Source organism: Paracoccus sp. SMMA_5_TC (assembly GCF_009696685.2).
GTDB lineage: Bacteria > Pseudomonadota > Alphaproteobacteria > Rhodobacterales > Rhodobacteraceae > Paracoccus.
On the sequence record NZ_CP102355.1, the window covers coordinates 1868278 to 1880411 of the forward strand.

The following is a 12134-nucleotide window of genomic DNA, read 5'->3' on the forward strand; positions in this document are numbered from 1 at the left end:
ATCCGATGACACCACCCCGATCCGACGGCTTCGTGCGCATGCCCGACGCCGAGTTCGAGGCGATCCTGACGCGGGCCGCCGAGGAAGGCGCCAAGCGCGCGCTCGCCGATGTCGGTCTCGACGGCGACGAGGCCGCGCTCGACATCCGCGATCTCCGCTCGCTCGTCGATTGCATCCGACTGGTCCGCCGCACCGCGATGCAGACCGCCGTCCGCATGATCACCACCGGCGTCATGCTGGCGCTGCTGGCCGGCATCGCCATCAAGCTCAAGATCTTCGGTGGCAGCCCGTAGCCGCGCCCCATCCCCATTCATCAGCCCGCAATCACCCGCCCTCGAGGCGGGTTTCTTCGTTTCGGAGGACCCCATGACCACGACATTCCATCGCCATTGGCGCGACGTTCCGGAGAGCGCATGGCGCTGGCGGAATTTCAGCCCAGCCGAGATCGCCTGCCGGGGCACCGGCAAGCTGCTGGTCAACGAACCCGCCCTCGACAGGCTGCAGGCGTTGCGTGACCGGCTGGGCAAGCCGCTGATCGTCCGCTCGGCCTATCGCAGCCCCGAGCACAATCGCGCCGTGGGCGGCGCGACCCGCTCCAAGCACCTCGACGGCGCCGCCTTCGACATCGCCATGGCGAACCACGACCCGGTGGCCTTCGAGGCGGCAGCGCGCGCGGTCGGGTTCCTCGGCTTCGGGTTCTACCCGCGATCAGGGTTCATCCATGTCGACCTTGGCCCCGCGCGTCAGTGGGGAGAGCGGTTCCCGGTCCGGGCGACGGCATTTGCAGCTGAAACGCCGCCCGCGCGCGAGGTGCTGGCTGACAGCCGCACCATGAAGGGTGGAGGCGCGGCCGGAGTGGCGACGCTGGGTGCTGCTGGTGTCGAGGTGGCGCAGAGCGTCCTCGCCGAGACCCAATCCGCCATCCTGCCGCTTGTGCCGTATCTCGACACGCTGCGCTGGGTGTTCATCGCCGTCGCTCTCGGGGGGATCGCGGTCACAATCTACGCCCGGCTCGATGACTGGCGCCAGGGGCGGCGGTGATCCCCGTCTTGCTCGGCAGGATTGCCGCCAGCCCGTGGGTGCGGGCGGCGCTGCGCTACGGCGCCATCACCCTCGCCGTGCTCCTGTTTCTGCTTTCGCTTCGGCGGTCCGGCGAGCGAGCGGGACGCCTCGCCGAACGCCTTGAGACCACGGAGAAGGCCAATGATGTCCAACGCCAGATGCTGGAGGCTGCGGCTCGCCGCCCTCGCGATCGTGACCAGCTTGCTGAGCGGCTGCGCGACGGTGAGTTCTGACGGGCGCGCCGTTGGGACATGTCCGCCCGTGGTCGATTACAGCCGGGAGTTCCAGGCACGCGCAGCTGAGGAGCTGTCCCGGCTGCCGCACGGATCAGCCGTTGTCGAGATGCTGAGTGACTACGCTGTGATGCGGGATCAAGCACGGGTGTGCAGCTAAGAGCGGGTGCTCCGCAGCAAACCCGCAGTTGCCTACGGGTTTTCCACGAGAGGTATCAGCTGCGACGGTGCTCCAACGGCAATGAGATCCAGCCGGTGCATGGCGCGGGTGCAGGCGACGTAGAGCAGGTTGCGATCCATCTTGGTGGAGAAGACAGCCTCGCTGGCGTCGGGGATGATCACCCGGTCGAACTCTAGCCCTTTGGCCAGATGCGGGGTGCATATGAGGACACCGGTGGAAAACCCTGTGCTGCCCTCCTCGAGTAGCCGTGCCTCGATACCCGCCTCCGCCAGCGCCTTGTGCAGGCGCTTCGCCTGGCCTTGCGTCTTGGCCAGCAGGGCGAGGCTGGTATGATCCGAGGTGCGGAACTCCTCGACGGCAGCCCTGATGCGCGCCACGGCCTCTTTCTGGGTATTGACGACCAACAGGGAGGGCGCAGGCCCGTGCCGCTCCATCGCGACGAGGTCCGGGTTGGGCGCGATCCTCAGTGCAAACTGCATGATCTCCCAGGTCGAGCGATAGCTCTTGTTCAGCGTGACGCGCCAGGCGCCGTCGAGCACCTGTTCGATCCGTTCGGGCGTCGAGGCGCTGTACGGGTTCACCGATTGGGTCGCGTCGCCAAGGATGGTCTTGCGGCATTTGAACAGTCGCGCCAGCACCGCATAGTGCACGGGCGTATAATCCTGCATCTCATCCACCAAGAGATGCTTGACCCCGGCATAGGGATTCTCGACGCCCTCGGTCAGAATCTTCAGGTAGATCAACGGAAAAACGTCGGCGTATTCGAGCTTGCCGCCTGTCGGCCTGAACAGGTCCGGTCGATCGATCCAGTCGAAGAACTCCTTGTAGGCCTTGCGTAACGTCGTGCGGTTGACCATTCCGCGCACCGCCGTGCGGATCACCGCGCGTTCCTCCTTGCGCAGGTCGACGCGGTACTGCGCCTCGAACTGTTCGATGACCGCGTTTCCGGTGGCGACGATGCGTTCGGCGATATCGAGATGCTTGAGCCGCCCCCACGTGGTCTCGAACACGAATCCCGGAAGCGGACGCTTACGCACCACGACATCCTCGGGCTGAAATGCGGATTTTTCCAGATGCCGGGCATAAGCCTCGATCTGGCGCAGGAACTCGGGCGCAGCCTTGGCCCGAATTCGCTCCTTTGTCGCGTCGTCGTCGCTTTCCAGCAGCAGGGCGGTCTGCTCGAAGAAGGTCTGAAACCGAACCTTGTTGCCCAGGATCTGCGCGGCCAGCGTTTCCATCCCGATCTCGGGGACGGTTTCTTCGCCCAGCTCCGGCAGCACGTTGCCAATGTAGTCGGCAAAGACCCGGTTGGGCGAGATGATCAGGATGTCGCTCGAGCTGAGCGTGTCCTTGAAGCGGTAGAGCAGGAACGCGATCCGGTGCAGCGCGATCGAGGTCTTGCCCGATCCGGCGACGCCCTGGATGATCAGCGTGTGCGCCTCGGCGTCGCGGATGATCGCGTTCTGGTCGCGCTGGATCGTGGCGACGATGTTCTTCATGCCATCGTCGCTGGCCTGCGCCAGAGTGTCCTGCAGCACGTCGTCGACGATGTTCACACTGACGTCGAGCATGAACTCCATCGCGCTGTCGCGGATACGGAACTGCCGTTTCAGGTCAATCTCGCCGGGAATCGTGCCTGAGGGTGCCTCATAGCGGGCCGGGCCGGTCTCGAAGTCGTAGAACAGCGACGAGACTGGCGCGCGCCAGTCATAGACCCAGGGCTCCTGCGTTTCCTCGTCACGAAAGTCGTGGATGCCGACATAGTAGGCGGCTGTTTCGTTGCGATCCGCGCGGCGGAAATCGAAGCGCCCGAAATAGGGTGACTTGCGCAGCTTCTCCAACTTTTTCGCCTGCGCGCGCAGCACGTCCGAGGACCGCATCATCTGGTCGATCGACTGGCGCATGCCTATCTTGTCGATATGGTCCATGTCGCGCCGCGCTTCCCACATGTGGTCATGGGCGGCTTGGATATCGCGCTGATAGTCGAACAGGCGCGAACCGATCACCCTCAGGTTGGCGTCGATCCTGTCCAGGCAATCGGTCAGGCGAGACTGTTCTTGCTGTTTGGTGTCGGTCATGGGCGTTTATCTGGTCTTGGTGGGGGTCATGCAGCGACCTGGTCACTGTTGTCAGCTTGCTGGCGGAAGACTGCCATCTGGCTAGCTCCGCCAAGGTCGGGATGGGCGCCGGCTATATCGCGAAATCGCACGTCGTAGCGCCAAGCCGCGGCCACGCGCCGTCCCCAACCGCAAAACCGGGCGCGCGACCATTCGAAACGGTGATCGGGATGGCGAAAGCGGTGTGGCGGCACGCCGAGAAGCGGGTTGAACTCGGCGTTCGGGGTGGTGATGACAATTGTGCGGGGCCTCATCTGGCCGAAGATCGCTCGCTCCAGCTGCGAGAGATGCGAGGGGTCGATATGCTCAATCGTTTCGATCAGAACCGCGCAGTCGAACCCTGTCAGCGCGGGGTGGCCTTCGGTCATCGATGCCCGTTGCAATTCTATGTTGCCTACCCTCACGAGATGCTCGTCGAGCCTGCCCTGCAGCCGCTCCAGCGACGCAGCGCAGATGTCGATCCCTACAAGACGGCGCAACCCCGGTTCTGTAGCGAGGCAGACGAAAAGATCGCCATCGCCACAGCCCAGATCCAGCACGCTTTCCGCGCCAGCGTTCAGAACCTCGGCCCGCGCGGCTTCAAGCCTCTGTTCGTGCAGCCAGGTCGTCATGCGCCCCCCAGTGCGGCTGGCCGCTGCATCAGGACGACATCCTTGACCGCAACCTCGCAGCGCCAGCCCCAGCCATGCGCCAGATGCCGGAAGGTGGCCTCACGGTAGAACACCACATGGGTGGGGTCCTTGCGATAATGCCAGTCCCCGAAGCGGGCGTCGTCGGTCTGGAAACAGGTCATCACCGCCAGCCAACCGCCGGGGCGGACCAGCGCGCTCAGCCGGGAGAATTCGGTGCGTGGATCGTGAAAATGCTCGGCCACCTCGGTGCATGTGACGAAGTCGTAGGTTTCGGACAAAGGCGAGGGATCAGGGGCAAAGAAAGGGTCGTAAAGCGCGACCTCGTGCCCCGCCTCGTGCAGCATCGCCGCCAGCGCAGGGCCGGGTCCGCAGCCATAATCTAGCCCGCGCGAACGGGGCGCGAGCCGCGCAAGCAGGGGTTCCGACAGCTTCGAAAGGAAACGGCGATAGCGCGGATCGTCGGGGTCGTTCTCGTGGTGAAGGTAGTGGGTGTATTCCTCGTCGCGCAGCGGGCGCTGAACGGGCGCTAGATAGCGTGCCTCGCAGTCAGCGCAGCGCCAGTAGTCCCGATCTTGTACCCGTAGAAAATGCGCGGTCGCCGCTGCGCCACAGACCGGGCAGCTGCCCCCGGAATGGGCATCGGGCCGGCTCGCCGCGATCAGCGTCATGCCCGGGCCTCGCTGCCATTGCGCGCCAGATAGACCGTCTGGGTGAAGGGCCGGTCAGTCAGCGGATTGTGGAAGGTCACCGGCTCGGCCCAAGCCTCGGGAAACGCCTGTGCGAGACGATCCAGGAACCGCTGATCCGTCGGGTCGTTCGACCAGAGCCCGAAGATGCCATCGGGCTTAAGGTGCCGGCGCACAGCCGTCAGGCCAGCCGGTTGGTAGAAGCTGTCGCTGCGCGCATTCAGAAGCAACTCGGGCGTGTGGTCGATATCCACCAGCACCGCATCGAACAGACGGCCCGGCCGGCCTGCATCGAAACCGCCCTCGCTCGCGGCCGTGGCGAAGAAATCACCCTGCACCAGCCGGCAGCGCGGGTCGTTGGGCAGCGCGCGGCCCATGGGCAGGATGCCGGTTTCATGCCACTCGATCACCGGCGCAAGGAACTCGATGACCAGAAGTTCGCTGACGTCTGTGTGTTCCAGCACCGCTTGCGCCGTATAGCCCAGCCCCAGCCCGCCGACCACGACATCGAGCGCCGCACGCTGACAGGCCGCTACCCCCAGCCGCCCGAGGGCAACCTCGGAGGCGGTGAAATGGCTGGTCATCAGGAATTCCTCGCCGAGCATGATCTCGAAGACATCCACGCCAAGCCGCAGATCGCGCCGCCGCCGAAGGCTCAGCGCGCCGATCGGCGTTATGCTGTAATCGAGTTCTTCAAACAAATGGCTCATGGGAACGGGCCACGAAGGGCCCTGCCGCCTTTCTCTGGATCCTGTCGGGATGCGGTCTTATCCATGGTTTGAGTGGAAGATTCAACTATGGCCTCCCGCCGCGCATCTTCGACCGGGCCCGCCTGAGGAGGGCATCGGGGATGTCGGCTGATCGCCATGCGCCCGGCTGGAGCGCCCTGAGTGTCCATGGCCCGACGCACCAGCGCACAAGCCGCAGCGTCGGATGGCCAATCGCCGCTGTCATGCGACGAACCTGCCGGTTCCGCCCCTCCTCTATGATCAGTTCCAGCCATCGGTCCGGCACGCTTTTGCGAAAGCGGACAGGGGGATCGCGCGGCCAGAGCGCAGGTGCATCAATCCGCCGAACCCGCGCAGGCAGCGTCTGCCCGTCCTTCAACATGAGGCCCTTGCGCAAGCGGTCGAGCGCGTCGTCGTCGGGCACGCCTTCGACCTGAACGAGGTAAGTCTTGGGCAGCTTGTGCCGAGGGTCCGCGATAACCGACTGCAGTCGCCCGTCATCGGTCAGAACCATCAATCCCTCGCTGTCACGATCCAGACGCCCCGCAGGATATACTCCGGGCAAGTCGATGAACGCCGACAGCGTCGGCCGCGGCGATACCGTTCCACGGTCGCCGAACTGCGGCAGCACCCCGAAAGGCTTGTTGAAGATAATCAGCGTGCGCTGCTGGCCGAGGCTGGCTTCGTTTGCGGCAGCCGGAGCTTTTCCTTTGTTAGTGGGTCTCCGCAAGGCATCGCTCAGGTTTTTCTGGTCGCAGCGAGACGGTTTCGAATAGGCGTGACCAATTTCTCGAGAGCTTCATCGCCGAGGTCACGCAAATCAGGTGCAAGATTGCGAATGGTCTCATTCGATGCGTCTGGCCGGGCGATTGAAATGCGTTCGAGCAGGTTATCCAGATGTTTCTTCTTTTTCAATGCGTCCTCCTTGATTGGAAACTTCAGGCGATCCTTTTCGGTCTCTTCGCCGCTCTCAAGCTTCGCACCGCCGACAGAGTTCGCGCAGCGGATCCCTGTCGAGCAGGCCAAGCCCTATGAATTTGTCACACTGGCGGCACCATCCGAAATCTCCGGTCTCGATGCGGTTGATTGCCGCCGAAACGCGTGCGCGAGGCGCTCGGGCGTTAGCTGGGTGGCATACCGAGCACAGGAATTCATCAAGCCAAACCTCCAGCAGGGGGTGCAAACACACTGCCTCTGGTAGCGCCTGCACACCTTGCTTCGAGTTCGTCGCCCGCGCATCGAGGGCTTCCAGCGCCGTCAACAGGATCGGCAGATACCGCTCATGCCGGGTCTCGGGTTCGGAATCTTGCATGGTATCAAAAGAGACAGAATACAGCTGGAGGTGCAAGCCATCTGCGGGAGGGCGCGGCAGTGTCCCACGGCGTGGTGTAGGAGCGCCGACCCTCGGAGAGGTCAGGGCATGATCAGGTGGCCACGGCGGGCAGCCTGACGGTGGGATTGTCGGTCACGCGGGCGAGCGTTTCAAGCGACATGTAGCGTCGGGCGACTGCCCATTCGTCGTTGGTCTCCAGCATCAGCGCGCCGACGAGGCGGATGATGGCTTCGTCGTTTGGGAAGATGCCGATGACGTCCGAGCGGCGCTTGACCTCGCGGTTCACCCTTTCCAGCGGGTTCGTGCTTGCGATCTGGGTCCAGTGCTCGCGTGGGAAGGACATGCAGGCCAGCACGTCGTCGCGGGAGCTGTCCATCAGGGCGCCAAGCTTGGGCTGCCTTTCGCGCAGGGCGTCGGCCACGATCTCCCACTGGGCCTCGGCGTCGGTCTTGGTTTCCTGCGCGAAGATCGTCTTCAGCATCGCCGCCACCGCGGTGCGCTGCTTGGCCGGGGCGTAGGTCAAGGCGTTGCGCATCCAGTGAATGCGGCACCTCTGGTGGGTTGCGTTGAAGACGCGGCGCGCGGCAGCCCGCAGGCCCTTGTGATCGTCTGCGATCACCAGCTTCACGCCGCGCAGGCCGCGGTCCGCAAGGCTGCGCAGGAACTCGGTCCAGAACGTCTCGGCTTCGGACGGGCCGGTGGCGACGCCCAGGACCTCGCGCTTGCCGTCCTCGTTGACCGCCACCGCAATTATCACGGCCTTGCTGATGATGCGCCCGCCTTCCCGGACCTTGAGGTATGTCGCATCCAGCCAGAGATAGGGCCACGCGCCCTCGAGCGGCCGGGTCAGGAACGCGTTCACCCGCTCGTCGATCTCGGCGCAGAGGCGGCTGACCTGGCTCTTCGACATGCCGCCTGCGCCCATGGCCTTGACCAGATCATCGACCGACCGCGTCGACACGCCATGAACGTAGGCTTCCTGGATCACGGCCATCAGCGCCTTCTCGGCGGTGCGGCGAGGCTCGAGGAAGCTGGGGAAATAGCTGCCCTTCCGTAGTTTGGGGATCTCCAGCGCGATCCGGCCAGCGCGGGTATCCCAATCGCGGTCGCGGTATCCGTTGCGCTGCGCTTCCCGCATCGGTGAACGCGCACCCTTGGCCGCACCGGTCCGCGCCTCCACCTCGGCTTCCATGATCCGCTCGGCCGCGAAGGCCAGCATCTCGCGAACAAGATCGCCGTCAGCCTGCTTCTCAACCAGCTCGATCAGCGCCATTCTCTCTTCGGTCATCGTCGTCTCCGTTGTCGGTTCAAGGTCTCGCAACCCAAAACTCCTCCGAAGATCGGCGATGACCGACAGCGTCACCGCCGGCCGCGCGCTGCGCTACGCCGGGGGCTCCGCGCGCGGCCTCCTACACCACCACCCGGGACACTGCCAAGGGCGCCAAGTGCTCCCACGACGACCCGGACGCCTATAGACACTTGTGCGTCGGCGATGAGTTTGGCATCAGGCCTGCAAAAGCAATAACATGGAGAGCATGTCGCGGCGCTGGTTTGTGCCCAATCTCGTGCGCTGCCGCTACGCTCATATGCTCCGCAAAAACGGAGATATGTCGATGACAGCCATCATTGAGAGAGAACACGGTCGCTTCCGCATCAAGGCCGGTCGGCTTGGCGGCGACTTCAAGGCACGAGCATTTCGCAAGCCTCCGACAAAGAAGATGCGCCTGATCGCCGAGACAGCAGCCGACTCGCCCGAAGAGGCTATCGATGCGCTGATCCGAAAGCTCGACGAAGCCGATCAGGCATCTCTTGCTGCACGGCGCGTGGATCCAGTCTGTGACGTGAAGGTGCCATTGCGAGCCGAATTCGACGAAGCTTTGGAGCACCTGGATTTTTCCGACAGCGAAGCCTGGATGCTGATCCGGCACGCACATGCGGCAGATGTCGGCTGCACCCGGTCCGAGCTTGCAGGGCTTCTCGGCGAGGTGGAGGTCGGCGCGGTCGAGAAGTTCTATACGCGCCTGTGCCGCAGCATCCTGCATTTCATCGCCCCCGTGACAGCCATCGTGAATGGCAAGGAAATACCGGTTGATACGCCTGTGTTTCTCTGCCGAGTCGGGCTCGATCCCGAAGTCAGGGACGAACGGCTTTGCCTGCACCCGGAGTTTCGCGAGACGCTCATGGATCACGTTGCCTGGGAGCGGCGAGCCGGCGCGCAAGGGGCGCTTGCCTGACCACCCCTGAATCGGTCGGTTTGACATTCGTCGACGGAATCCTTAGTCCACGAGTATTGGCACTCGTTGGTCGCGAGTGCCAGCACGGCTGGAGCATCCGCATCGGCCCTGTGTCTTTGGCTCAGGCTTGGACGATCATCCCCGCACGAGCCGCGACGTCCAGGTTGGATTGCCAGGACATCCGGCCACAAAGAAAACTGGAGAGCGATATCCTCGGACGGAGTGATCGCGCGATCCTGAAGGGAGCTGGCAACAGCTCGAACATTGTTCAGGAGAGAGATCATGGCTGCGAAAGACGTGAGATTTGATACCGATGCCCGCGACCGCATGCTGCGTGGCGTCAACATGCTTGCCGATGCGGTGAAGGTCACGATGGGCCCCAGAGGGCGCAACGTGGTGCTCGAGAAAAGCTTCGGCGCACCGCGCATCACCAAGGATGGCGTGACCGTCGCGCGGGAAATCGAGCTTGAGGACAAGTTCGAGAACATGGGCGCGCAGATGGTGAAGGAAGCGGCTTCGCGCACCAATGACGAGGCCGGCGACGGCACGACGACGGCGACCGTCCTCGCGCAGGCCATCATTCGTGAAGGTATCAAGGCTGTGACGGCGGGCATGAACCCGATGGATCTGAAACGCGGCATCGATCTGGCTGCAAAGACGGCCGCTGAAGCGATCAAGTCCGCCGCCCGCCCGGTAAGCGGCAGCGCCGAGATTGCGCAGATCGGCACCATCTCGGCCAACGGCGAGGCCGAAATCGGCCGCCAGATCGCCGACGCGATGGAAAAGGTCGGCAATGAGGGCGTCATCACCGTCGAGGAGAACAAGGGCCTGACGACCGAGACCGAAGTGGTTGAGGGGATGCAGTTCGACCGCGGTTACCTCAGCCCCTACTTCGTAACCAACTCGGACAAGATGATCACCGAGCTCGATGACTGCCTCATCCTGCTGCACGAGAAGAAGCTGTCATCGCTGCAGCCGATGGTGCCGCTGCTCGAGCAGGTGATCCAGAGCCAGAAACCACTGCTGATCATCGCCGAAGATGTCGAGGGCGAGGCGCTGGCCACCCTCGTGGTCAACAAGCTTCGCGGTGGCTTGAAGGTAGCCGCCGTCAAGGCGCCGGGCTTCGGTGATCGCCGCAAGGCCATGCTGCAGGACATCGCCATCCTGGCTGGCGGTCAGGTGATCTCCGAGGATCTCGGCATGAAGCTGGAGAATGTCGGCATGGACATGCTTGGCAAGGCCAGGAAGGTCGCCATTACCAAGGACGAGACCACAATCGTGGACGGGCTTGGTGAAAAGGCCGGGATCGAAGCGCGCGTGGCGCAAATCCGCCAGGATATCGAGGAAACCACCTCCGACTATGACAAGGAGAAGCTGCAGGAGCGTTTGGCCAAGCTGGCCGGTGGCGTTGCGGTGATCCGCGTCGGCGGCATGACCGAAACTGAAGTGAAGGAACGCAAGGACCGCGTTGATGACGCGCTGAACGCAACCCGAGCGGCCGTTCAGGAAGGCATCGTCGTGGGCGGAGGTGTCAGCCTGGCGCACGCGGCGCGAATCCTCGACGACTTGAGCGGTGAGAACAGCGATCAGAACGCCGGCATCGCGATCGTGAGACGTGCGCTGGAGGCTCCGCTCAGACAAATTGTCGACAATGCGGGGCAGGACGGCGCTTTCGTAGCCGGCAAGATCCGTGAAGTGGCCGACAGCAGTTTCGGTTTCGATGCGCAGTCAGGCACGTATGGCGACATGTTCAGCTTTGGCATCATCGATCCGGCCAAAGTCGTTCGAACGGCCCTGCAGAACGCAGCATCCGTTGCCGGACTACTGATCACCACGCAAACGATGATTGCCGATCACGTCGAGGAAAGCGATCCCGAAAACAGGTCCCAAATCTCGTAGTTCGGGATGATGTAAATTCGGATTCCGGTGGGCGCACTGCGCGCCTCCGGTAAACAGAGGCTTTAAGAACGATCTAATAACCGGCTGCTGTCTCTTCGACGGCCAGGTGCTGCGCGGCACCGTCCCACCCGCAATCGGTGCATTGGACCGGCGAATGTGCCTCGACAGGGGGCAATGAGTCGAGCGCCACGCCTGTCGGCGTCAAAGTGACCCAGAAATTTGTGAGCATCCGCAGCTTGTCGCTGTCGCAGCCCGGGCAACGAAGTCCAGCATAGTTCGACATCTCAGGCGCTTTCAATTGCCGGGCTATTCGGATTTCATTCTAACAAAAAGTGCCCGCAGTTCATCGCTGGTCGGAGCTTCCTGCTCAAGGTAGCTGATCGCCAGTTGCTCCCGGCTATCATATCCGTCCTTGGAAATTACGACAACGGACCGGCCGCTCGGCAATCTGATTTCCACCGGTGAGTGGGGATCGTGGTGCGTCAGATCATCCAGCCACTCCAGGGCGATGAGACGCTCGTTCATGTTCACTCCTTCGTACAAAATCGCTTACCGTGAAGCCCGAGATGTCGGCGCGGAGCGACCTCACCAGGGAAATCCGGTCTGCCTGTCTTCATTCTCATGAGAAACAATGTTGGGAAATTCGGAACGAAGAAGCTGCACGTCGTCCGCATGCTCCACTTCAATAACTGCACCGTCGTCTCGCCAGAAGATCCGGTGTGGCCCGGCTCCGAAATCGGCAAGGTAACCCCGAAGTTGCGCCGCCGTTTTCCGGCTCACATCGCGATGCAGTTTCAGCTGGATGAACAAAGGGGCCACCTCACTTCACAGGGTTCTCAGTCCTCTCCCGCGCTTCCAGCAAGCTTACGCTTGCGGACCATGCATCAGCAGTGGTTGCGGGGGTGCGGAGGAGCGGTGACGAGCGAGCGAGGCACAGCACATCAAGCACCATGTTGATTTAGCATCGCCGTGGCCAGCTGTCCAGCGAGCCCGGCAGGTCACATCGGGCTATAGCCTTTCGCAGAAAAC

The 12134-nt window shown here is 63.2% G+C and carries 14 protein-coding genes; 5 read left to right on the plus strand and 9 right to left on the minus strand.

What is annotated here, in order from left to right:
• Positions 1-5: 5 nt before the first annotated feature.
• The 3 genes from GB880_RS09620 to GB880_RS09630 all read left to right on the plus strand — a co-directional run bounded on the left by GB880_RS09620 (position 6) and on the right by GB880_RS09630 (position 1295).
• Entirely contained in the window at positions 6-293 is a 288-nt protein-coding gene (locus tag GB880_RS09620) for a DUF6127 family protein (RefSeq protein ID WP_068282935.1), read from the plus strand.
• A gap of 73 nt (positions 294-366) precedes the next feature.
• Positions 367-1041, plus strand: a complete 675-nt coding sequence (locus GB880_RS09625) for a YcbK family protein (RefSeq protein WP_154493664.1) — start codon at positions 367-369, stop codon at positions 1039-1041.
• A complete protein-coding gene (locus tag GB880_RS09630) occupies positions 1038-1295 on the plus strand; it encodes a hypothetical protein (protein WP_263467098.1) in 258 nt (85 codons plus the stop codon). The genes GB880_RS09625 and GB880_RS09630 overlap by 4 nt, the downstream gene beginning before the upstream one ends.
• Before the next feature lie 192 nt (positions 1296-1487).
• Here the strand turns inward: GB880_RS09630 and GB880_RS09640 are convergent, their stop codons facing one another.
• From GB880_RS09640 to GB880_RS09670, 7 genes are all read right to left on the minus strand, one after another.
• Complete coding sequence (locus tag GB880_RS09640) at positions 1488-3554, minus strand: HelD family protein (protein WP_154493666.1); 2067 nt, start codon at positions 3552-3554, stop codon at positions 1488-1490.
• A gap of 26 nt (positions 3555-3580) precedes the next feature.
• Complete coding sequence (locus tag GB880_RS09645) at positions 3581-4204, minus strand: methyltransferase domain-containing protein (RefSeq protein ID WP_154493667.1); 624 nt, start codon at positions 4202-4204, stop codon at positions 3581-3583.
• A complete protein-coding gene (locus tag GB880_RS09650) occupies positions 4201-4893 on the minus strand; it encodes a class I SAM-dependent methyltransferase (RefSeq protein WP_154493668.1) in 693 nt (230 codons plus the stop codon). Before GB880_RS09650 ends, GB880_RS09645 begins: the two co-directional genes overlap by 4 nt.
• Entirely contained in the window at positions 4890-5621 is a 732-nt protein-coding gene (locus GB880_RS09655; protein ID WP_154493669.1) for a spermidine synthase, read from the minus strand. Before GB880_RS09655 ends, GB880_RS09650 begins: the two co-directional genes overlap by 4 nt.
• An 85-nt stretch (positions 5622-5706) precedes the next feature.
• Complete coding sequence (locus tag GB880_RS09660) at positions 5707-6297, minus strand: pseudouridine synthase (protein ID WP_154493681.1); 591 nt, start codon at positions 6295-6297, stop codon at positions 5707-5709.
• An 80-nt stretch (positions 6298-6377) separates the two neighbouring features.
• Positions 6378-6554, minus strand: a complete 177-nt coding sequence (locus tag GB880_RS09665; RefSeq protein WP_154493670.1) for a hypothetical protein — start codon at positions 6552-6554, stop codon at positions 6378-6380.
• Positions 6555-7063: 509 nt separating this feature from the next.
• Positions 7064-8260 (minus strand): IS256 family transposase, encoded by a 1197-nt coding sequence (locus GB880_RS09670; RefSeq protein WP_154493671.1) that lies wholly within the window; start codon positions 8258-8260, stop codon positions 7064-7066.
• A gap of 247 nt (positions 8261-8507) precedes the next feature.
• Between GB880_RS09670 and GB880_RS09675 the strand changes: the two genes are divergently transcribed.
• Positions 8508-9206: a hypothetical protein gene (locus GB880_RS09675; RefSeq protein WP_154550628.1), complete on the plus strand. Its 699-nt coding sequence runs from the start codon at positions 8508-8510 to the stop codon at positions 9204-9206.
• A 282-nt stretch (positions 9207-9488) separates the two neighbouring features.
• On the plus strand, positions 9489-11105 hold the full coding sequence (gene groL, locus GB880_RS09680; protein ID WP_154493673.1) for a chaperonin GroEL: 1617 nt from the start codon (positions 9489-9491) through the stop codon (positions 11103-11105).
• Positions 11106-11411: 306 nt separating this feature from the next.
• On the opposite strand, the gene GB880_RS09685 is transcribed toward groL, so the two are convergent.
• Together GB880_RS09685 and GB880_RS09690 are read right to left on the minus strand one after the other, a co-directional pair.
• Entirely contained in the window at positions 11412-11630 is a 219-nt protein-coding gene (locus tag GB880_RS09685) for a hypothetical protein (protein ID WP_154493674.1), read from the minus strand.
• 60 nt (positions 11631-11690) lie between these two features.
• Positions 11691-11915, minus strand: a complete 225-nt coding sequence (locus GB880_RS09690) for a hypothetical protein (RefSeq protein ID WP_154493675.1) — start codon at positions 11913-11915, stop codon at positions 11691-11693.
• Positions 11916-12134 lie beyond the last annotated feature (219 nt).

Excerpts from the sequence above, each read along its gene's own strand:
- GB880_RS09685 (WP_154493674.1), bottom strand. The coding sequence starts at position 11,630 with ATGAACGAGCGTCTCATCGCCCTGGAGTGGCTGGATGATCTGACGCAC.
- GB880_RS09640 (WP_154493666.1), bottom strand. The coding sequence starts at position 3,554 with ATGACCGACACCAAACAGCAAGAACAGTCTCGCCTGACCGATTGCCTG.
- GB880_RS09645 (WP_154493667.1), bottom strand. The coding sequence starts at position 4,204 with ATGACGACCTGGCTGCACGAACAGAGGCTTGAAGCCGCGCGGGCCGAG.
- GB880_RS09625 (WP_154493664.1), top strand. The coding sequence starts at position 367 with ATGACCACGACATTCCATCGCCATTGGCGCGACGTTCCGGAGAGCGCA.
- groL (WP_154493673.1), top strand. The coding sequence starts at position 9,489 with ATGGCTGCGAAAGACGTGAGATTTGATACCGATGCCCGCGACCGCATG.
- GB880_RS09650 (WP_154493668.1), bottom strand. The coding sequence starts at position 4,893 with ATGACGCTGATCGCGGCGAGCCGGCCCGATGCCCATTCCGGGGGCAGC.
- GB880_RS09670 (WP_154493671.1), bottom strand. The coding sequence starts at position 8,260 with ATGACCGAAGAGAGAATGGCGCTGATCGAGCTGGTTGAGAAGCAGGCT.
- GB880_RS09620 (WP_068282935.1), top strand. The coding sequence starts at position 6 with ATGACACCACCCCGATCCGACGGCTTCGTGCGCATGCCCGACGCCGAG.
- GB880_RS09675 (WP_154550628.1), top strand. The coding sequence starts at position 8,508 with ATGTCGCGGCGCTGGTTTGTGCCCAATCTCGTGCGCTGCCGCTACGCT.
- GB880_RS09655 (WP_154493669.1), bottom strand. The coding sequence starts at position 5,621 with ATGAGCCATTTGTTTGAAGAACTCGATTACAGCATAACGCCGATCGGC.